Below are 21,855 nucleotides of genomic sequence, written 5' to 3' on the forward strand. Positions count from 1 at the left end.
CTTATCTATCCGTATGAAAAGCAAGGCAGAAGGGGGGAGAACGAGAAAAATACCTCTTCATTTGTCAATCACTCCTTACGCTTCTTGTAAACGATAATCTACACGTCCATAAATGACACACCAAAATACAACCATTGTTTCTCCATTTTCATCCCGTATCAATTTCCCATGAGGAAAAAATGGAAAGTCTTCAATCTCAATTTCATTTATAACAAAATGATCATCAATCCATTCCATTACCTTTTCTTCGTATATATCCTGTTCATTCAAAGACATCATACAATTTTCTCCTTTCTATGAATCCATAAAAAAAGCACGTCAGATGAGAATTATCCAACATGCTCAAAAATTGATTTACTATAAATTTTCTGCAATACCAGCCATAATATATTCCGCACATGGTATGGCGATCGCATTTCCAAGGGCTTTGTATCTTGCATAATCACTGATTGCTTCATCTTTGTGTCCTAAAGCTGTCCAACCCTCTGGTAATCCCATCAAACGTTCACATTCTAATGGGGTAAGCTGACGAATAAATCCTTCTTTCTCTTCTCCTTCGTACCAAAATGAAAAATAATTTACAGAGCCTGCGAGCAAAGTGGGAAAAGGGTCATGTGTTCGTCCGAAACTTGCATGGAATCCTGTTTTGTTTTTGTCTTTTGCGGTGCTTCGCATGCGTCTTTCTTGAAAGGGACGGACGATGGGTATTTTCCCCCTTGTTTTTGGAGCAGATATTCGACTGGTGCTGGTGGAGGACAACCCGCCCTTTCCGCAAGACGTAGGAAACGATTGCAGATCACGGGTTTTAAATAATATTTCCCTGGCACGTTTTCCTCTAAAATCTGCCACGAGGAAGATACGTCTTCTTCTTTGAGCGAGTGTGGGCTTTCCCCAATATCGGGCATCCAAGAGTCGCCAACACACTTCAATATCCTTCCCTCTGACCATTCCAGCATTTGCCCAGACTCCAGAAGCAGGCATTGGAATTTTGGTATTTGTGAAGGACTCCAGCACGGCTTTAAAATCCATCCGGTTATTTGATGAAAAAGCTCCCATGACGTTTTCCCAAACAGCGATAACTGGATATGTTCCATTCGTTGCACACCTCATTTCTTCGATAATTCGTATTGCATGATAAAATAAACTCGATTGCTTTCCCGCAAGACCTTCTCGTTTTCCGATATTGGATAAGTTCTGACAGGGTGAACCAAAGGTAATGATATGAACAGGTGGTATTTTTCCACCATCTATTTTTGTGATGTCTCCAAGATGGAGCATGTTAGGGAAATGGTGTTTTGTAATAGACACAGGTGCTTTCTCAATTTCACTTGCCCATGTTGGCGTAATTTCATAACGAGAAGCCGCCAAAGGAAATACACCAATCCCATCAAAAAGACTTCCTAATTTTAAAGCTGCACTAGAATCCTTTTCAGTTATTTTATCCTTCAAAAATAATCACCCCTAAAGATCACAACTTAAAAACGCCAATGATCGATAAAATACCGTTCAAATGACGTTTTAGGTGTGATTATAGATATGTTTAATTGTCTTTAAGTTTTTATAACCCCTTGACTGGCAAGGGTTATAGCCTGTTGTCTATATATACACGCTTCTAATGGCGCTGGAAAAACGACAACCTTTCGAATGATTCTAGGTCTTTTGGATATTACGGAAGGGGAAATTACTTGGAATGGCGAGCGAATTAACTACAGTAAAAGTCATCTCATAGGCTATCTTCCAGAGGAAAGAGGTTTATATCCGAAATTAACGGTTAAAGACCAAATCATTTATTTAGGTAAATTACGTGGGATGAGAAAGAAAGAAATCGTATCAGAGCTTGAAAGTTGGTTAGAGCGTTTTAAAGTACCGGAGTATATGAATAAACGGGTAGAAGAACTTTCAAAAGGGAACCAGCAAAAGATTCAATTCATCTCCGCAGTAATTCATAAACCCAAATTATTAATATTAGATGAACCATTCTCTGGGTTGGATCCTGTCAATGTAGAATTGTTGAAGCATGCTGTGATTGATTTGAAAGAACAAGGTACATCCATTGTATTTTCTTCACATCGCATGGAACATGTAGAAGAATTATGTGAGCATCTATGTATTTTGCACAAAGGGAACCCAGTTGTGGAAGGTTCATTACGGGAAATTAAACGTTCCTTCGGTAAGAAAAATCTTATCATTCATGCAGATTTTGAATTAGATTTTTTAGGTAATGAATCTGGAGTAGTACGATATAAGAAGGTAGCGGAAGGCTGTGAATTACAAATTGAAAATGAAGATGTTTCACAACGAATTTTTTCTTTGTTACAAGGAAAAGGATTTATTCGTAAATTTGAACTAGAGGAACCTTCCCTAAATGATATTTTCATAGAGAAGGTAGGTGCAAGCTATGAATAAATTTTGGGTAATCCTTTCACATACCTATTTATCAAAGCTGAAGGCAAAACCATTTATCATAAGTACTATCATTTCGCTATTATTCGTTGTTGCGTTGGCAAATATCCAGTCGATTATTGATCTTTTCACTGATGATGAGGTTGACCAAATTGCAGTAATCGATGAATCGAACACATTATTTGTTCCATTAACAACAAATGTAGAGGCGGCTAGTAATGATTTGGAATTAGTAGAGTTTGATGGGACAGTAGAAGAAGGGAAAGACGCTGTCATTAATGAGGAGTATAATGCACTTCTTGTTATCACGTTAAATGGTAAGCAATTACCAGAAGCGTCGTATTATGCTAATAATATTTCCGATACAGGTGATCAAATACTCCTTGAACAGCAAGTGCAACAGTTAAAAGTTGCATTAGCTACCCAATATTCAGGAATTGACGAAAAGGCATTAATGGAAATTAATGAACCGGTAACTTTTCAAGCAACCGCTTTGGACGAAACAGCTAAGACAGAAGAGGAACTGAATCAGGCAAGGGGTATTGTCTATGTCATGCTATTCGTTCTATATATAACGGTCATGTCATATGGGCAATTGATTATGACGGATGTGGCGAATGAAAAATCATCCCGAGTAATGGAACTCTTAGTCTCTAGTGCTCCAGCTGTGACACATATGTTTGCAAAGATCCTTGGTATTGCACTTCTTGGACTTACACAAGTCGGTTCTATTATCATACTAGGAATCATTCTTATTAAATCAAAACAGGATGAGTATATGGGAGGTATTTTTGAATATTTAGGGTTTCAAGATATTTCCCCAGCAGTTTACGTATATGCGATTATTTTCTTCTTATTAGGATATTTAGTATATGCAACCATTGCTGCAATGCTTGGTTCACTAGTTAGCCGAGTAGAAGATACAGGACAAATGATGTTACCACTAATTTTCTTAATTATGATTGCATTCTTTATCGCTATGTTTGGTTTAGAGGCACCAGATTCAACTATCGTTAAGGTTACTTCCTTTATCCCGTTTTTCTCCCCAATGATCATGTTTATGAGAGTGGGAATGTTGGACATACCAACTTGGGAAGTAATGGTATCAATAGGAATAATAGTATTATCCATTCTTTTATTTGCGTATATTGGAGCAAAAGTATATAAAGGTGGAGTTTTACTTTATGGAAGATCGAGCTCATTAAAGGATTTCAAAAAAGCATTAGCCTTATCTAAAAAAGATTCTTAATTTAGTAGGGGAAGGTCAATATTAGATCTTCTCCTTTTTTGGTTGAAAAGTACTTAGGATGCAGAACGTGCATTCTGTTTCTTCGTTTGCTAGAATAGAAGTAAAAAAGGGGTGGGGAGGACAATGAAAGAGATATCTTTTATTCATGCAGCTGATTTACACTTAGATAGTCCATTTAAAGGGCTAGCCCATACACCAAATCATATTTTTCAAGAAATCGTGGAGAGTACCTTTGTTAGCTTAGATAGATTAGTTGCGGTTGCGATACAAAAAGAGGTAGATTTTGTTCTTATTGTCGGAGATTTATTCGATAATGAAAAACAAAGTTTAAAAGCACAAATTCAACTTCGTAAAGCTTTTGAAGAATTAAAAAGACATAACATAGAAGTTTATCTATCTTATGGAAATCATGATTTTATAAATGGTAACCTCCATCCTGTAACTTACCCAGATAATGTTCACATTTTCGAGAATGTTACCGTGTCCCATTTCACCTATAAGAAGAGAAATGAAGCTCTTGCTAATATCTATGGTTTTAGCTATGAGAATAGAGCTGTAACAGATGAAAAGGCGAAGGAATTTAAAGTAATCAATCATGATATTCCTTTTCACATTGCAACCTTACATGGAAGTATACAAAGTAACACAGATCATGATGTTTATGCTCCTTTTCAACTTTCCGAGTTACAAAAAGAGCCATTCGATTATTGGGGACTTGGCCATATACATAAACGAGAAGTTTTAAAGGAAAATCCATTTGTTGTTTATCCTGGGAATATACAAGGAAGAAATCGTAAAGAAACTGGGCAAAAAGGGTGTTATCATGTGGTATTATCGGAGACAGATTCGGTGTTAACTTTTATCCCATTAAATACGATTACATTCCAACCTGTCCAAGTTGATCTTACTAATTGCGAGAATCTTCACCAAGCAGAACGTCTCATTCAGGAAACGATAAATAATGATAGGCAAATAGCAGGGAAGACCCTGATAGATCTTAGCTTAACTGGCGACTTCGTATTGAAACAATGGGAAAACGCTAAGCAGATCGAGGAATTAATAGAAATAATAAATCAAATGATTTCCCAGGACCAACAGTGGAAATATATTTTTCACTTTACTACAAACATAAAAAGGAAAAATTTAGATGCGGAACTAAAAAAAGGGGAACATTTTATAGGTGAAGTTATTAGACAAGCTGAAAAGATGGATTTACAAAAATCTATCCAGGATCTGTATTTACATAAGCAAGCAAGAAGATATTTACATTCAGTCTCCTTAGAAGATCAACAAGTAATGAAAGAAGAGGCAAAAGAATTATTATTAAATGAATTGTTAAAGGGGTGATGCAATGAAATTTACAAAAGCTTATATTTATGGATTTGGTAAATGGATAAACTTTGAAATAAGCTTCTCTGATGGGATTTGTATTTATGGAGAGAATGAATCAGGAAAATCTACTATTTACCATTTTATTCTGTTTATGTTATTCGGATTACCCCCTAAGCAAAGGGAATTTTATCGTCCAAAGTCGGGGGGACAGATTGGTGGAAGGTTGACAATCGCCGATGAGGAAGTGGGAATTTTTACAATTGAGAGACTAGACAGTTTAAGAAACGGGGCAGCAAGTTGTTATACCCCTGATGGAATGGAATACGACGAAGATTGGTTAAAGAAACGGTTAAAGGGAACAACGTTAGAAACCTATCAATCTATATTTTCCTTTTCTGCAATGGATTTAAATAAGATTACAAATATGAAGGAATCCGACCTTGGTGAAGTGCTGTTAGGAATTGGATTAACTGGTTCAACGGAGATCCACCATCTAGAAAAAAAGTTAGACAACAAATTGGCTGAACTTTTTAAACCATATGGGAAAAAGCCAATGATCAACCGGCAATTGGATACATTAGATAAGCAGTTTGCTTCACTACAGGGGTATAAGAAGAACGAAACAACCTATCGCGAGAAGAAAATGAATGAATCCCAACTTGAAGATAGGTTGTGTGAATTAAAGAATGAACTTCAGGAAGAAAAGATAAAGCTACTAAACATTGAAAAAAATATACAAGCATTACCACTCATAGGAGAATATATTCGATATCAAAGTAATTTGGAAAAGTATGGACAAAATCTTGATTTTCCTGAACATGGTGAAACTCGTATTGAAAATATAAAATCTAATCTTTTACCACTCCAAAGCGAATTGGCTGTTTTAAAAGGGAATGCAAAGAAGTATCAAGAGAAATTGGAGCGGCTCCAAAATAAATTAGCAAATCAAAAGCTATATGAAGCAGCACAAACATTGGTTAAGCTGAAACATGAGTTTCTGGATAATAAAAAGGAGCTTGAGCGGACTGAAAACATCATTGATAGTAAGAAAATGGAAATAGAAATGGAATTAAATCGGTTAAATGTAGATTTACATTTTGAGCATTTATATAAGATGAATTTTCCATTTCACATAGAACAAACATGGTTACAAATTAAAAGAGATGAAGGAAATGTAGCCTTAGAAAAAGAAAGAATCCAGGCAGAAGTACAACAATTAAAACAAGAAAGAAACTATCTCTATAATCAATTGGAAGAACTGGAAGAACAAATTTTACCAGATGAGAAGGTTTTTGAGTTAAATGAAAAAATAAATAGATTTCATAAACATCATGCTGTTCGAAATTTGCAGAATGAAGCGGTTCAAAAACAGCAAAATTGGAGGAAAAGAAGAGAAAAAAAAGAAAAAGATATGAATGTTTTCTTTATCAGTTGTCTTGTCATTGCAGTTGTTTTTTCAATGGTTGGGTTATTTACTGATATAAGAATACTCCTTGATATTAGTTTTCTATTATTGCTATTTGGAGTCGGACAATGGATGTGGGGAAGAAAAAGTTTAAAAGAAATGGAAATGGTTATACAATCAGATTTTGAATCTGACACGTTCCATACATTATCAAAAGACGATATTCAGGATGCAGAAATCCAAATCTCTGATCACCATAAACGTGTGTCTGAAATGGAAAATATTAAAGAACAATTAAAATCCAATGACATGAAACGGTTAAATTATCGGGATAAAATGAAGGTTGTGGAAGATAGGTACGAGAGTATTCAACAACAAATAAAGGAACAGTATCAATTCTATCCCTTTTTAAAACATGTCGATATTTCCTATTGGCCAGAATTGTTTCATGCATTGAAGCAACTTGTTTCCCAATTTAAAGAGTATATGAAAGTACTGGAGGATAAAGAAATACTTCTAGAAAAAGTAATCCGATTTCAGTCGGAAGTAAATGAATTTGTCAAAGAACAAAATTGGGAAACTGGTGATTTGATAGAACAACAGCTAAAAGCAATTGAATCTTTTATAAGGAAACAGCAAGAAATAACCCAACAAATCGAGCAATACACCGATTTACTAAAAGAAAATAGTAAAGAACAAGATGAATTATTGCTGCGAATAGGAACGTACGAAAGCGAAATAAGGAATCTATTAGAATTGGCTCAAGTGGAATCAGAGGAATTGTTTTATCAAAAGGCGAATCAAGTAAATGAAAAAAAACAGAACGAGGAAGCGCTAGACAACACGTTTGCTCAATTAGAAAGATTATTTCCCAATAGCCAATGGAAAGCCTTTGTAGAAAAGGCCCAGTCAGAAAGTGAACTAGAATGGATGCGAAATGATACGGCGAATAAGATTGAAGATTTGCAACAGGAGATTTCTAAAACGCAAAAGGAATTAGTTACGGTTCAGGCTCAGTTAGAAACAATGGAATCTTCTGAAGAGTATTCGAATAATTTACATCAGTTTGAAATGGAACAAGAACAATTAAATAAATTGGCAAGAGAATGGGCAATAATAAAAACAGCAAAAGAACTATTAAATGAAACAAAACGAGCATATAAGGAAAAGCATTTATATCAAGTGATGGAAGCTACATCATACTATTTTAGTAGGCTAACTGGATATAAATATAAAAGTGTATATGCCCCAATGGATCATAGGTCGTTTCAGGTTGAGGCAAATAACGGTTTACGATATGAGGTTAATGAACTTTCTAAGGGGACAATAGATCAACTCTATGTGTCATTGAGACTTGCCATTGGAAAAACAATGAGTGAAAGTAATCATTTACCGTTTATTTTGGACGATGCATTTTTACATTTTGATTCTTTACGAATAAAACAGGTAATTAACCTATTGGAAGAAATATCGAAAACGTATCAAGTTATCTTATTTACATGTAGGAAAGAGATAACCTTAGATATGGATCAAATAGAGATTATTTCTCTAAAAGCGACAGCCTTCAAATAATCCTATTCGCATAAATTAAAATTTAATGATACACTATTTCCAGAATAGCGTTAGTAGGGGGGGCACCCATTGACAACAGAAAGAGACGGAAAGAACTGGGAAAAGCATGAAGCGATAATTGAAAAGTTTATCCAAGTAATTGCAAAAAATATGGATTTATATGATATTACACCGTCAACTGGAAGATTATATGGTGTATTATACTTCAATGATGAACCGATGACATTAGATGATATGCGGGATGCTTTACATATGAGTAAAACAAGCATGTCTACTGGTGTTCGTACATTATCCGAAATGAGAATGGTGGAAACTGCCTTTCGTAAGGGGATTCGAAAAGATCTTTATCAATCAGAAGAAGACTGGTATAAGTCATTTACCTCTTTATTTGGTAAACGATGGAGATCCCAGACGGAATCAAATATTGATGAAACGATGGAAGCAATTGAAATCCTTGAAGAAATGTATAAAGAGACAAATGATGAAGAGCTAAAGGAAAAAATCGAACATGACTTGGAGAAATTGGAATATGCAAAAAAATATTATCAATGGCTCATGCAATTTATCAAAGTTATCGATTCCGGAGAGATATTTAATTATATTCCAAAGAATAAATAGAATACGATTGAGGAACAAAGGCGGAAGCGCCCGTTTAGCGACGTATAGACATTCCACCACCGTAGGAGATAAAGGAAGTCTCGCTAGTCGCTGGGCGCTGGAGCCGGACGTGATATAAAAACTAGAACATTTGCTATTGATTTAGCAAATGCTCTAGTTTTTATTTTTAACCCACCTCAAGCCTCTCGGGAAACCAAGAAGGTAGGTGGGTGATTAACTGCCCGTAAATGAAGGAAAACCCCCACTGATGGAAGTTTTCTTTATTTAATTACTTCTGCATTCTCATATCGGCTATCCAAATAATCTACTATGTGGATTAAATATCCTTCGATAGTTTCCGGTGATCTAACGGCTGACCCCCATTCAGGAAGGCCATGGTGACAAAGAATACAATGAGCCATTTGGTGAATTTCTTCCATCGAAACAGGAATATTCTCCTTTTCGATGATTTTAGATAAAATAAGAACACCATAAGGTATATGCCCAACCATGGCACCTAGTTCATCCATTGTAATTCCTGCTTGTTTACGATTTTCAAAGTTGCTATTTGTGGCAGTGGGAAATAGAAAACGGAAATCATCATAAGTTTTTCCAGCGTGATCATACTCAAGTAATTTACCAATATCATGAAATAATATACTTGTCATAAGTAAATCATAGTTTGGTTGACTCTCCTTATGCTTCATCGCACCATAAAACATGTTATATAAATGATCAATCGTACCTTTCCAAATAAAAGGCTGACTCTGATTACCTTGAATTTCTGCCCATAGCTCATTTTTATGGGCCTTCTCCACTATATTTATTAATTTCATTAATGCTTTATAGGGATTATCCTCAAATTTTAAAATAAACCGAGCAAAGCGCATTAGTCCGACTGTATGCTTTAATAACCCGCCTAAATAATTATGGTGATACCCTTTGGCTGCAGGTCTAATTGAAAATTGCTCCCAAAATTGATTCATCGCGGCAAGGCTAATTTCTTTATATGGAGATTTTAATTCATTGAGGTATGAAAATAATTCGATAGTCAAACCTTCTAAATCCTGTTTTGTATAAGGTAAGTATGTAAAAGGATTAATTTCCTCCTCACATGGATTTAACTCATTCACTGTTAATGATTTAAACCCATTAAATTCATCTACTTTTCCCACAACATCGAAAATGGAATATTGCTCTAATAATGGCAGGATTCTTTCAACTGCACCTTGATTATCCCATATTTTAGCTTGAATTACCCCAACATTATTACTAAACCGTACTTTTAAGAATTCTTTATTCGTCTTTGTTAATTGTACTTGATAATCATTAACTAGTAGACGAACATGAACCTGATTTCCGGCAGTTTCATGATCTAAATTAAAAGTATCCTTGCCATTTGGTAAAGAGGGTGGGGGAAATTGTTTTAAGATTTGTTCTCGTTCCAGGTCACTAACTTCAACGTTAATAGGAACATTTGAATAAAAATAGGATTGTGTATTTGACATGATACCACTCCAATTGTGCCGTAAGTTTACTACTATTTTAACCCTTTATAGTTTACTAGACAAAATGAAAAGATTTTCAATAAAAGAATATTTTTATGGAATCCATCATATATATTGGGGTAGATAGAAGTGGACAAGGGGGAAGGGCTATGATTCTTGGAGTACCTTGGTGGGTTCTTGCAGTTATTCTATTAATATTCTTTAGTGGTTATATGGCTTTTCGGGCAATGGTTGCAGAACGAAAACTTGAGCAACAAAATGCGGAGAGGGAAGGGAAGATTTTTATAGAACGAATGATAAAAGAAAAAGAACAACGGGAGAAAGATAGACAACAGACTTCATAATAAAAATAGAGGTACAACTAAAAATGAGTTGTACCTCTATTTATTTTATCCTTTAGCATCCTCTTTAGGAGCTTCTTGTTCATTTTGATTTGGTTTTTCTTGTTTAAACATATCTTTATATTCTTTTATTTTAATATCTACGTCAGCATCTTTAATCATATCGTCAATTTTATCTTGTAAAGCATTCATGTCCACTTTTTCAGAAACTAATTGGCGACGAATGTCATCTTTTACATCCTCGTATTTTTCAACTTTTCCTTCTTTTTTACGGACATCATTTACCTTGATAATGTGATAACCGTATTCTGTTTTTACGGGGTCACTAATTTCACCAGGTTTCATGCTATATGCTACATCTTCAAATTCTTTCACCATTTGGCCTGCAGAGAAATACCCTAATTTTCCACCTTCTTCAGCACTGTTGTCAGTGGAATACTCTTTAGCAAGCTTAGCGAAATCTTCCCCTTTATCTAATTTCTCTTTTACTTCTTTAGCTGTTTTTTCATCAGCCACTAGAATGTGTTGTGCATCAATTTCTGTCTTTTGTCTATCATATCTATTTTTGATTTCGTCTTCTGAAACTTCAACATCTTCAGCAGCTGCTTGTTCTTGTAGTAGAGAGATCTTTATGACTTTACGAAGGCTCTCCTCATCCCCGAAGTTTTGTTGAATAACCATATCGTATTGATCCCCATACATATCTTTCATATTTTTAATTTCATTGTCTATATCTTCTTCAGAAACCTCGTACTTATCTTCCAAAACCTTAGTAGTGACTAATTCTTTTAGTACACCTTCACCATATCGGTCTTTTAGTTCATTATAAAATTCATCTTTTGTAATGTCTCCCGCTTTTGACTCCATAACATCAGAGTTTCCATTATTACATGCAGACAGTGTAAAGACACTAGCAGTTAATGCAACTGCTACAATTAGTTTTTTCATCTAAACGAACACTCCTAATCTCTAAAATATAACTCTTATTTTATACAAAATTAAATATAACATACATCAATAGGAAATGAATAGTTGGAAACTAAATTACTTGAAAAATACCTAAATTCTGCCACAATTAAAAAGAACCCAGTATATACTGGATCCTTAATGAGCTTTTAGTAATATATCGAAGCCGTCATTTTCACTTTGGACATACGCTTCTTTTGGTGCGCGGATGATTTGATTCATATACCAGAAATCAAGGAATGAAACTCCAACATGAATACATGTAAATAATAAAATATATAAATAATACTTTGCAAAAAGATAAGTCAAAATGATTCCAGTAAATGTAATGAGAATTGTCGGTGAAATTAAAACGATTAAAGACACTTTTTTTGTTATATGGCTTTTTGTATAATAGGTAAAAATAGGAAATATTTTCATTTTAAATTTATAATAAATATGGACTCGTTTATTTAAGAGAATTAATGGTAAAATATGCATGAACGAATGAATACTAGGTAAAAAACAAACGGATATTAAAAATGGGATAAAACCAGTTTCATGATTTCGGTTAGTTCCATGATAAATCGTAAACGGAACATATAAAATGATAAATGTAAGAACACCAATTAATGTAGATATAAAATACGTTCGAGTTTTACCGATTTCTTTATCTGGATTAATGGATTTCCAACAATTCATACTTAAACACCTCTTTTTACGTGACACTTTTTATTTCAAATTCTAAGATTGATAAGAAATTACTTCATGAATAATAGTACGATTTGAAATAAAAATCAATAGTTATTTTGGCAGATGGGAAAGCATAAAAATCTTTCCCGTCTACATAAGCGCAACTAAGGCATTCGCCCTAAGCAAATGCTAAGTTTCCTAAGGTGGAAGATATCATACTTTCTTCCTGTATAAGTGCAACTAAGGCAACCGCCCAAAAACCTGGCGAATGCCAAGTTTTCTAAGACATTAAATATGAAAACGAATGAACATAAAACTCTGAAGGAATGCATATAATGGGGGGTTGAAAATATTGAAGGAGTTTGGGAAGTGTGATACCTCTTCATTTCATATTCAATTAATTTCAAAGGTTATCAATCTTAATAGGTATCCATTTATTAGATTAATTATTGAAAATAATATATCGGAAAAAGAGTATAATGATTTGATGGAACTGTTAAATGGCCTTAATCAGACATACCATCAACAAAAAGAAGAGGGGCTTATAGACTTTACTACGCTTCTTGTAAGATTCGCAGGCATGCTAAATGAAAAACTCAACCCAAATGAAACAATAGCTGCACTAAAAAAAGAAGGATATTATCCTTCTTTAATGAATGAGTTTACCAATATCATAACGAGAGAATCGAAAATACGAAAAAGGTAGAATTACTATTTTTCAAAAGATACGAAAGTATAAAAATTTAGCTTATTAAATCTTGTTAAAGGGAAGACCACGTCCAGCTCCAGCGCCCAGCGACTAGCGAGACTTCCCTCACCTCCGGACGATAAAGAAGACTTGCCGATGGTGAAACCAGAGGCTTAGTCGCACTTATACCCTTGTGGTGAAAGTCAACATCGACTCAAAGTACTAAAGGAAGGCCGACTAAGTACGGCCTTTGCGGCCAACGTCGGCATACCCCTATGAAGGGGCATGTTTCCTTTATCTCCTACGGCGGTGGAATGTCCGATTAAAACCGCCGCTTTGCGCGGCAACATCGGACCACCTGGCATGGCCAGGCGCAGTCCGTACGTCGCTTAACGGGCGCTTCCGCTTTTGTTCTCCACTCTCTCATAGAGTGATTCAATTTCGCTATGAAAAGCAATAATTTCCTTCAACCGATTAGAAACGTTCTTCACATCTGTTGAAGGTTCTTTATTTTGTTTGTCTATCATTATTTGTATTTCCTCTAATGTTTCTTTTTGGCTTTTTGCTGCATTAACCCATTCCGTGATATAAAAGTTCATAAATGTTTTAAATAATGGTGAATTTGCCTTATATAAATCCTTCCTTACGCCTTTTCTCCAAACGCGTTGTACTAAATTCATATCTAATAAACTACGAATATTGGTACTCATAGAAGTTTTACTTTTACCTAAAGCTTCGCTCATTTCATCAAGTGTAAGCGCCCTCCCGGAAAGGTATAAATATGAAAATAAACGTGCTTCTAATGGATGTAACCCGAACAATTGAACAGTTTTTGAAAATTCCGTAATAATTTGCTCTGTTTTTTCATTATTTATAATATCCATTAAACCACCAATCCCCTCTTATATAAAACCCTACAATAAATAATAAAATTTATAAAATTGACAGTTATGCAGTATTTTGACGTGATTAGGAGGAATTCAAAGCATTACTTACTTAATCTTTGTACAGTTCAAACTGTACATAAAATATATTCGAAAACAACGGTATTCACAGTTTGTGAAAGACTAACAATTAGATGTATAGTTATATAGTATGATCAGTTATTTAGAACTTTTGATGTCAAAACAGGTTTCTAAATAGTAAACATTTTGCTTAGCAGAAAGGAAGGTATATGTTTTCTTCCTGTAAAAGTGTTACTTAGGCATCGCCCAACTTAATAGCGAATGCCAAGTTTTCTAATTAAATAGATTAAAAGAAAGAGGTGAAAGATATGTCAATCATCCAAGTAGAAAAGTTAACAAAAGTATTTGGAAAGAATACAAAGCAAGCATTAAAACTACTGAATGAGGGCAAATCTAAAGAAGCCATTCTGAAAGAAACAGGATGTACGGTTGGGGTTAACCAGGCTTCATTTTCTGTAGAACAAGGTGAAATTTTTGTAATTATGGGTTTATCGGGGAGCGGTAAGTCAACATTAGTTCGCCTTATTAATCGATTAATTGAACCAACGATGGGAAGCATATTTATTGACGAAGAGGATTTATCTAAAATGGATAAAACAGCTCTGCGTCAAGTAAGAAGAGAAAAACTAAGTATGGTTTTCCAGAAGTTTGGATTGTTCCCACATCGAACGATATTAAAAAATGCGGAATATGGTTTAGAAATCCAAGATGTACCTAAAGAGGTACGTGAGAAGAAAGCAAAAGAAGCTCTCGAATTAGTCGGGCTTGGTAATTATTTAGAACAATTTCCTGGTCAGCTTTCGGGCGGGATGCAACAACGTGTCGGATTGGCCAGGGCACTAGCAAATGATCCGAAAGTATTATTAATGGATGAAGCCTTCTCGGCACTTGATCCATTAATTCGTAAAGAAATGCAGGATGAATTAATAGATCTACAAACAACGATGCAAAAAACAATTGTTTTTATTACACATGATCTTGATGAAGCATTACGTTTGGGAGATCGAATTGCATTAATGAAAGATGGTTCTATTGTACAAATTGGTACTCCTGAGGAGATATTAGTTCATCCGGCAAATGATTACGTTGAAAAATTCGTGGAAGATGTTGATAAGTCTAAAGTATTAAGTGCTCAACACATTATGAAACGACCAGAAACGATTAATGTAGAAAAACATGGACCACGTGTTGCTTTAGAAAGAATGAGGGAAGAAGGTTTATCGAGTATTTTTGTAGTAGATGGTAAGAGAAATTTAAAAGGATATATTACTGCAGATGATGCTTCTGACGCACGTAAGAAAGACATTAGAGATGTACAACAAATAATCAAAACGGACATGCCGACAGTGAATAAAGATACGGCATTGCACGATATATTTTCTATCATTTATGATTCGCAAGTACCAGTAACAGTAGTGGAAGAAGGGAAACTAGTAGGAGTTATTGTCAGAGGTTCTGTTATAGCGGCTCTTGCTGGGGAAGGCGAGGTGAATGTAGAAAATGCTTAATAGTCTATTAGATTTTATACCAAAATTACCTATTGCAGAAGGTACGGAATGGGTAACAGATAAAACGAAAGAAACATTTGCATTTTTATTCGAACCGATCAAAAAATATTTAAATGAGTTTATGGGATTCTTCACAGATGATGTACTATTAGCAATTCCACCTGTCATTTTTATCCTTGCCGTTGCGGTGCTAGCGTTCTTTGTTTCCGGGAAGAAATTTGGTCTTGCAGCTTTTTCCATCGTTGGTCTTTGGTTAATTTATAATCAAGGTCATTGGGAAAATTTAATGAATACTGTCACACTAGTATTGTTAGCGAGTATCTTATCCGTTATTATTGGTGTTCCAATTGGTATATTGATGTCTAAAAGTAAAATTGCAAATACCATTATTACGCCAATTCTAGACTTTATGCAAACCATGCCAGCTTTTGTTTATTTAATACCTGCTGTAGCATTTTTCAGTATTGGTATGGTTCCAGGTGTGTTTGCTTCTTTAATATTTGCCACACCGCCAACTGTTCGATTTACAAACCTAGGGATTAGGCAAGTTTCCAGTGAACTGGTTGAAGCGGCAGATGCTTTTGGTAGTACAGGAGCACAGAAGTTATTTAAGGTAGAATTACCCATGGCGAAATCAACCATTATGGCTGGAATTAACCAAACCGTAATGCTAGCTCTATCCATGGTTGTTATTGCTTCTATGATTGGCGCGAAAGGTCTTGGTAGAGAAGTTCTTTCATCTCTTCAACGTGCAGAGGTGGGTACTGGTTTCGTAGCTGGTTTAGGTATTGTTATTTTAGCAATTATCATTGATCGTATTACCCAAAATATGAACAAGAAAAAATAAGTCTAGTTGGTATCTTTTCAATTTGAAAAGTCTAAATATAATAATTTTAAAAAAGGGGAGATTTTATTTATGTTTAATCTGAACTGGAAACGTCTTAGTGTTGTAGCTGGACTTTCCTTATCATTAGTTGCAGCAGGTTGTGGTGCGAATGACTCAGAATCAGATAATACTGCTTCTGACGGTAAATCAAAAGAGCAAAAAGAATTGAATTTAGCTTATGTAGAATGGGATTCAGAGGTCGCGTCTTCCAATGTTATTGGGAAAGTTCTTGAAGATTTAGGTTATAAAGTTGAATTAACTCCACTTGATAATGCCGTTATGTGGGAAGCAGTTGCAAGTGGGGAAGCCGATGCTTCGGTTTCTGCATGGTTGCCAGTAACACATGAATCACAAGCCGCCCAATACGGTGACCAGGTGGAAGATTTAGGACCTAATTTGGAAGGCGCTAAAATAGGTTTAGTTGTTCCTGAATATATGGAAGATGTTAATTCTATTGCTGATTTAAAAGATCAAGCTGATAAAAAAATTACCGGTATTGACGCAGGTGCTGGTGTAGTTGCTGCCGCTGAACAATCATTAGAAGACTATGATAATCTTGATGGATGGGAAGTTCAAACTTCTTCAAGTGGTGCAATGGCAACTGCATTAGGGGAAGCAATTAAAAACAAAGAAGATATTGTTGTAACTGGTTGGTCTCCACACTGGAAATTCTCCAAATATGATCTTAAATATTTAGATGACCCTGAAGGAACTTTTGGAGGAGAAGAAACGATTAATACCTTTGTTCGCGAAGGATTAAAAGACGATGCATCTGAAGCTTACCAAGTATTGGATAACTTCCATTGGGATATTTCTGATATGGAAGAAGTAATGTTAGCTATTCAAAATGGGGAAAGCCCTGAAGATGCAGCAGCAGCTTGGGTAGAAGAAAACCAAGATAAAGTAGCTGAGTGGACAGAAGGAATTGAATAATTAAATAGGCATAAAAAAGCTGATACATGTTTAAAATGTATCAGCTTTTTGTTTAATTTGTGGTGGTAGTCTTTACCTTTTCTTCAAGGTCTCTTAAACTGCTTTCTATTTGTTCCAAGTACTTATGAATATTTTCTTGGTGAGGCTCTACCGTGTCTTTCCATTCTTCTACTGATTTCTTGATATCTTGGGTTAAATCTTTAATTAAGGAAGCACTTTCCTTTGAAGTTTCAGTAATTTGTCTTTTAAGACGTAATCCATCTTCTTTTAAGTTATTAAGTAATTCTTTCATATCATGTTCTCTAAAACGATTACGAAAGTCTTTTCCAGATGAAGGTGTAGTTAATAAAGCTACGGATGCACTAACAGCTCCGCCAACAATGAGTCCTAAAACGAGTGATTTCGTTCTTGACAAAGTTAACACGCTCCTTTCACTTTATATTATAACATAATAATACTACAGTAATGCGTTGGTTGTAAGTGATACATCTCTATTTTTAGAAAAAAAGATCCTCAGGCATGATGCCAGAGGAACCTCTTTGCGTTTAAGTTGCTGCGATGAACTTTGTTCGTTTCATGATGGATTGGACAACAGGGTAAATAACTACCATGATTAGCGTGTTTACTGCAGCAGCGGGTAGGACAGCACCAACAAACATTGCTAAGAAAGTTCCATTACCTAACCCAGCAAACAATGCAACTACACCAACAAATACGGAACCACTAATGACCGTTCCAATGAAAGTTAAGATAGGTGCACTGATCGCATTGCGAACTTTCTTTTGTAGTAGTACAAAAAGAGCTAAAACAATAAATGCAGATAAAGGCTTATCAATCATGTTTGCAATTTGTCCACCGGGTGCTTGTGTAGTTAAAGCAGAAATAACTCCAGATACTAATGCCAATAACAGAACGTATCTTGCTTTAGGGAATAGAAATACGCCTAAAAACATCATGGATAACAACATATCTGGCTTAACACCAAAAACAAACCCTGGTACGACTGCGTGTAATACTGTACCAATCCCCACCAAAAGTGACAAAGTAATTAAAATGCGAATATTCATACTGATCTCTCCTCATCTATGCTTTTCTAAGCTACTCCCAACTGTACACTCGTTGTCAGTTGCGGAAACTTACAGCTATTATAACAAAAATAGAAATAAATAAATAGTGCTATTTATTTATTTCTATTTTTTCAGACTAATTTTGGATGTTTTGTCCGATTTCTTTAGCAATCTGTTGTAAATCTTCTGAAGTATAGTCATCGGTGTGAACGGTCCAATTTGGTGTATAGCCGTCTCCTTCGCCATATCGTGGGATAAGGTGGATATGTAAATGAAATACAGACTGTTCAGCAGCTTCTCCGTTGTTGTTTAACGTATTTAATCCAAGTGGTTGGTATGTTTCTTTTATAGCATTTGCTACTTTTGGAATTCGCGCATACAATTCTTTAGCTACTTCGGGTGGTGTTTCGAAAATATCTTTGACATGTGTTTTTGGAATGACTAATGTATGTCCTTTTGTAACTTGAGAAATGTCTAAAAACGCATACACATGCTCATCTTCGTAAACTTTTGCAGACGGAATATCACCATTTATAATCTTACAAAAAATACAATCTTCATGATTCATATTGATCACTCCTAATTAATAGTAATTACTACCTTCATCGGACTTTTTGAACATCCTCTTCTATTGTATATAGGAAGCGGAAACAAAGTAAAGTGTTTTAGAAAAAGAAATAGGCCCAACCCGTATATATACGAGCTAGACCTATTATTTGAAGAAACAGGATGGTAAACCTAATGAGTGGGGACAGTAAACTTGTTAAATCGTAATTTAACTGTTTACAAAAACCTTTTTGTCAAAGCCTCATATAATGAGACGATATCTGGCAAAAGGGTTTTCTACATTAGAATCGCCAACACCAACACCTCATTTGTGTGTAAATTAGTCTCAAATTCAGAGTAGATTATCGTTCACTAACACCTCATTTGTGTTTTTTAATATACACAAAATCTATATTAGTAACTCGATCACTAACACCTCATTTGTGATTCACACTTGGTTAAGTGTTTGCTGCATCCTGTTTCTTCACTACCTATTCTGTACTTGTTTCTTATTTTATATACAACAAATTAAAAATATTTCTTTAAAAAAATAAAACCCTATTTTCGTGTCGAAATTTTAATGACAGTTTGTTTTGGAAAAGCTTGCTAAACGTGATAAAATCAAGGGTAATGAAGAGGAGGAAATGATTTGGATTCACTTTTACATATTGATAATCTTTATGGTGGTTATACACATAAAAACGTCCTTCATGGTATTTCCTTTGATGTGAAGCCGAAAGAAATTGTTGGGTTAATTGGATTAAATGGTGCAGGAAAAAGTACAACCATTAAACATGTAATTGGACTTATGCAACCCAAAAAAGGGAACATCGTCGTAAATGGAAAAACATTTAAAGAAAGTTCTACAACTTATCGAAAGCAAATCGCATATATTCCTGAAATGCCAATCCTTTATGATGAATTGACTTTATATGAACACCTTCAACTTACTGCAATGGCATACGGACTTAGTGAAGATATCTTTAAGGAACGATTAGATCCTTTACTAAAGGAATTTCGTATGGAAAAAAAGCTAAATTGGTTTCCTGTTCATTTTTCAAAGGGGATGCGTCAAAAAGTAATGATTATGTGTGCATTCTTAATTAATCCTCCATTGTATATTGTCGACGAGCCGTTCGTTGGACTAGACCCATTAGGAATACAGTCTTATTTACAATTAATGAATGATGTAAAAAACAATGGTGCAGGTGTCTTAATGTCTACACATATTTTAGCAACTGCTGAACGGTATTGTGATCGTTTTGTTATTTTGCATGACGGTAAGATTCGTGCTTTAGGTACATTGGACGAGTTAAGAGACGATTTCAATATGCCTCAAGCAACTTTAGATGATTTATATGTTCAATTAACAAAGGAAGATAGCCATGTTTGATTCCCATTTGTTTTATAAAAGGCGTTTATCTGCCCATATAAAGGAATTAGGGAGATATTTACGCTATATTTTAAATGGACATATGGTTATTGTGCTTTTCTTTTTAATTTCTACTTTAGCTGTCTATTATCGGCAGGCTTTAGATGATTTACCGTCTAACTTTCCAACTGCTCTGGTTATTGGAGTTTTATTTGGTTTAGTTGCTAGCTATAGTCCTGTACGAACGTTATTAAAGGAACCTGATCTTGTTTTTATCATTACTGCAGAAGATAAGATGAGTGCTTATTTTCGTAATACTTTAATTTATAGTTTCGTGATTCAACTATATTTAATTTTACTTATAGCAGCTGCTTTAGGTCCTTTATTTTTTGCTTCTTATCCGGAACGTACTGGAAGTATTTATCTACTTACTTTACTCGTTTTACTTATTATAAAAATAGGCAATCTTTTTGCAAATTGGTGGATGCTAAAAGTTAGAGATAAAAATATACGATTATTGGATGCTTTCGTCCGTATCATATTAAACATAACCATTTTTTATTTTGTAATACGTGGCGATGTTATGTTTGCAGGGATTACGACGTTTATTTTTGTTATCATCTTTCTCTACGATTATTATTATTCCAAAAAGCAAATAGGGATTAACTGGGAATTATTAATCGAAAAAGACCAACATCGCTTACAGGCATTTTATCGTTTTGCTAATATGTTTGCAGATGTGCCACATTTAAAGGTACGTGTTAAAAAACGTCAGTGGCTCGTTCGATTGGTTACAAATTCTGTTCCATTTCATAATAAAAATAGTTATGACTACTTATACCGTATCACTTTTGTACGTAGTGGAGAGTACATAGGGATGTATTTCCGTTTACTCGTAATTGGAGGATTATTCATTTTCTTTGTCCCAAATATGTGGTTAAAGGTTATTCTTAGCATCCTATTTTTATATTTAAGTACATTCCAAATGATGACATTGTATCATCACCATCGAGTGAATATATGGTTAGATTTGTATCCTGTTGAAATGAGTGAGCGCAAAAGAGCCGTCATGAAAATTTTATATCAATTAAGTATTGTTCAAACGATTCTTTTTGCTCTTGTTATTGTATTAACACAAGAATATTTAGGATTTGTGATTGCTTTAATTGGTGGGTTATTGTTTAGTTTCGTATTTATTAGTGGGTATGTGAAATCTAAATTAGAATAAAACAAAAATAATCAGTGGAATAATAAGCTCCACTGATTTATTTTTGGAAGATAGAAACCCCCGATTGATAGAAGTCTTCTTTATAGCTATTTCATGAATTAAATCTTGGATCTTCTAATAACCGTTCGATTTCTTCTTTATGATTGGTTTCATCCGAAATTAAATCTTCCAATTTTACAACAAGTTCTGTTAATCCTAGATTTTCTGCCTGTTGTTTTCTTGTTTCATATCGTTTAATGGTATCAGATTCAGCTTTTAGAGTCGCCTCTAGTAAATCTTTAACATCAGTAGGCTGTGGAACTTCTGCAGCACTAGTTGTCGGTGTTCCACCAAGTGATTTGATTTTTTCAGAAAGATACAATGCATGTCCTAACTCATCTGTAATCTCTTCTTCAAAAAATGGTTTAAGAGCAGAACGGTAAAGTCCGGATACAACGGAAGCACTATAAGTATATTGGATAGCTGCACCGTATTCATGAGATAGGTCTTCGTTTAGTCCATCAATTAATTGCTTCATTTCTTTTTCCATGATTATCCCTACCTTTATATTTTTGTTATACTACCTGTATACCACATCACGATTATTTTAAACATTACATACAAAAAGGGGTTAACAT

At 34.7% G+C, this 21,855-nt stretch carries 21 protein-coding genes and 1 pseudogene; 12 read left to right on the forward strand and 10 right to left on the reverse strand.

Features of this window, described 5'->3' with window-relative positions; genetic code table 11:
• Positions 1–75 precede the first annotated feature (75 nt).
• Together MHI02_RS07290 and MHI02_RS07295 are read right to left on the reverse strand one after the other, a co-directional pair.
• The gene (locus MHI02_RS07290; RefSeq protein ID WP_047185298.1) at positions 76–279 is read right to left on the reverse strand and encodes a hypothetical protein; all 204 of its coding nucleotides are present in this window, start codon (positions 277–279) and stop codon (positions 76–78) included.
• A 78-nt stretch (positions 280–357) separates the two neighbouring features.
• Positions 358–1,449: a DNA cytosine methyltransferase gene (locus MHI02_RS07295; protein ID WP_341165803.1), complete on the reverse strand. Its 1,092-nt coding sequence runs from the start codon at positions 1,447–1,449 to the stop codon at positions 358–360.
• Positions 1,450–1,611: 162 nt separating this feature from the next.
• Between MHI02_RS07295 and MHI02_RS07300 the strand changes: the two are divergent.
• The 5 genes and pseudogenes from MHI02_RS07300 to MHI02_RS07320 form a co-directional block, all read left to right on the forward strand.
• Positions 1,612–2,406: pseudogene (locus MHI02_RS07300) on the forward strand (ABC transporter ATP-binding protein); the annotation flags it as partial.
• Positions 2,399–3,652, forward strand: coding sequence for an ABC transporter permease (locus MHI02_RS07305; protein WP_341165804.1), 1,254 nt, complete (start codon positions 2,399–2,401; stop codon positions 3,650–3,652). The pseudogene MHI02_RS07300 and the gene MHI02_RS07305, both read left to right, overlap by 8 nt.
• Before the next feature lie 123 nt (positions 3,653–3,775).
• Positions 3,776–4,999, forward strand: coding sequence for a metallophosphoesterase family protein (locus tag MHI02_RS07310; RefSeq protein ID WP_204798129.1), 1,224 nt, complete (start codon positions 3,776–3,778; stop codon positions 4,997–4,999).
• Between the two features lie 4 nt (positions 5,000–5,003).
• A complete protein-coding gene (locus MHI02_RS07315) occupies positions 5,004–7,961 on the forward strand; it encodes an ATP-binding protein (RefSeq protein ID WP_257456383.1) in 2,958 nt (985 codons plus the stop codon).
• Between the two features lie 69 nt (positions 7,962–8,030).
• Positions 8,031–8,579, forward strand: coding sequence for a GbsR/MarR family transcriptional regulator (locus MHI02_RS07320; protein WP_060667481.1), 549 nt, complete (start codon positions 8,031–8,033; stop codon positions 8,577–8,579).
• Between the two features lie 260 nt (positions 8,580–8,839).
• Here the strand turns inward: MHI02_RS07320 and MHI02_RS07325 are convergent, their stop codons facing one another.
• Positions 8,840–10,066, reverse strand: coding sequence for an HD domain-containing protein (locus tag MHI02_RS07325; RefSeq protein ID WP_060667480.1), 1,227 nt, complete (start codon positions 10,064–10,066; stop codon positions 8,840–8,842).
• A gap of 149 nt (positions 10,067–10,215) precedes the next feature.
• Here MHI02_RS07325 and MHI02_RS07330 point away from each other — a divergent pair, with 149 nt between their 5' ends.
• The gene (locus tag MHI02_RS07330) at positions 10,216–10,410 is read left to right on the forward strand and encodes a sporulation YhaL family protein (protein WP_052771720.1); all 195 of its coding nucleotides are present in this window, start codon (positions 10,216–10,218) and stop codon (positions 10,408–10,410) included.
• Positions 10,411–10,455: 45 nt separating this feature from the next.
• Here the strand turns inward: MHI02_RS07330 and MHI02_RS07335 are convergent, their stop codons facing one another.
• The gene (locus MHI02_RS07335) at positions 10,456–11,355 is read right to left on the reverse strand and encodes a peptidylprolyl isomerase (RefSeq protein ID WP_047185304.1); all 900 of its coding nucleotides are present in this window, start codon (positions 11,353–11,355) and stop codon (positions 10,456–10,458) included.
• A 156-nt stretch (positions 11,356–11,511) separates the two neighbouring features.
• Positions 11,512–12,054 carry a DUF3267 domain-containing protein gene (locus tag MHI02_RS07340; RefSeq protein ID WP_047185305.1) on the reverse strand — a complete coding sequence of 181 codons (543 nt, stop codon included), beginning with the start codon at positions 12,052–12,054 and terminating at the stop codon, positions 11,512–11,514.
• Positions 12,055–12,397: 343 nt separating this feature from the next.
• Between MHI02_RS07340 and MHI02_RS07345 the strand changes: the two genes are divergently transcribed.
• Entirely contained in the window at positions 12,398–12,751 is a 354-nt protein-coding gene (locus MHI02_RS07345; RefSeq protein WP_052771721.1) for a DUF1878 family protein, read from the forward strand.
• 371 nt (positions 12,752–13,122) lie between these two features.
• On the opposite strand, the gene MHI02_RS07350 is transcribed toward MHI02_RS07345, so the two are convergent.
• The gene (locus MHI02_RS07350; RefSeq protein WP_047185306.1) at positions 13,123–13,617 is read right to left on the reverse strand and encodes a GbsR/MarR family transcriptional regulator; all 495 of its coding nucleotides are present in this window, start codon (positions 13,615–13,617) and stop codon (positions 13,123–13,125) included.
• Between the two features lie 389 nt (positions 13,618–14,006).
• Between MHI02_RS07350 and MHI02_RS07355 the strand changes: the two genes are divergently transcribed.
• From MHI02_RS07355 to MHI02_RS07365, 3 genes are all read left to right on the forward strand, one after another.
• Positions 14,007–15,206 carry a quaternary amine ABC transporter ATP-binding protein gene (locus MHI02_RS07355; RefSeq protein ID WP_060667479.1) on the forward strand — a complete coding sequence of 400 codons (1,200 nt, stop codon included), beginning with the start codon at positions 14,007–14,009 and terminating at the stop codon, positions 15,204–15,206.
• The gene (locus tag MHI02_RS07360) at positions 15,199–16,053 is read left to right on the forward strand and encodes an ABC transporter permease (protein WP_047185308.1); all 855 of its coding nucleotides are present in this window, start codon (positions 15,199–15,201) and stop codon (positions 16,051–16,053) included. Before MHI02_RS07355 ends, MHI02_RS07360 begins: the two co-directional genes overlap by 8 nt.
• Before the next feature lie 69 nt (positions 16,054–16,122).
• Positions 16,123–17,025 carry a glycine betaine ABC transporter substrate-binding protein gene (locus MHI02_RS07365; protein WP_047185309.1) on the forward strand — a complete coding sequence of 301 codons (903 nt, stop codon included), beginning with the start codon at positions 16,123–16,125 and terminating at the stop codon, positions 17,023–17,025.
• Between the two features lie 52 nt (positions 17,026–17,077).
• On the opposite strand, the gene MHI02_RS07370 is transcribed toward MHI02_RS07365, so the two are convergent.
• The 3 genes from MHI02_RS07370 to MHI02_RS07380 form a co-directional block, all read right to left on the reverse strand.
• Positions 17,078–17,449, reverse strand: a complete 372-nt coding sequence (locus tag MHI02_RS07370) for a YtxH domain-containing protein (protein ID WP_370447396.1) — start codon at positions 17,447–17,449, stop codon at positions 17,078–17,080.
• A 121-nt stretch (positions 17,450–17,570) separates the two neighbouring features.
• Positions 17,571–18,092, reverse strand: a complete 522-nt coding sequence (locus tag MHI02_RS07375) for a tryptophan transporter (protein ID WP_047185311.1) — start codon at positions 18,090–18,092, stop codon at positions 17,571–17,573.
• 136 nt (positions 18,093–18,228) lie between these two features.
• Complete coding sequence (locus MHI02_RS07380; protein WP_047185312.1) at positions 18,229–18,660, reverse strand: HIT family protein; 432 nt, start codon at positions 18,658–18,660, stop codon at positions 18,229–18,231.
• A 627-nt stretch (positions 18,661–19,287) separates the two neighbouring features.
• On the opposite strand from MHI02_RS07380, the gene MHI02_RS07385 reads away from it, so the two are divergent.
• Together MHI02_RS07385 and MHI02_RS07390 are read left to right on the forward strand one after the other, a co-directional pair.
• Entirely contained in the window at positions 19,288–20,031 is a 744-nt protein-coding gene (locus tag MHI02_RS07385; protein WP_047185313.1) for an ABC transporter ATP-binding protein, read from the forward strand.
• On the forward strand, positions 20,024–21,238 hold the full coding sequence (locus MHI02_RS07390; RefSeq protein ID WP_204798131.1) for an ABC transporter permease: 1,215 nt from the start codon (positions 20,024–20,026) through the stop codon (positions 21,236–21,238). The genes MHI02_RS07385 and MHI02_RS07390 overlap by 8 nt, the downstream gene beginning before the upstream one ends.
• Positions 21,239–21,329: 91 nt before the next feature.
• On the opposite strand, the gene MHI02_RS07395 is transcribed toward MHI02_RS07390, so the two are convergent.
• The gene (locus tag MHI02_RS07395) at positions 21,330–21,767 is read right to left on the reverse strand and encodes a ferritin-like domain-containing protein (RefSeq protein ID WP_047185315.1); all 438 of its coding nucleotides are present in this window, start codon (positions 21,765–21,767) and stop codon (positions 21,330–21,332) included.
• Between the last annotated feature and the right edge of the window lie 88 nt (positions 21,768–21,855).

It is taken from the genome of Oceanobacillus sp. FSL K6-0118, from assembly GCF_038006665.1.
Taxonomy (GTDB): domain Bacteria; phylum Bacillota; class Bacilli; order Bacillales; family Amphibacillaceae; genus Oceanobacillus; species Oceanobacillus caeni.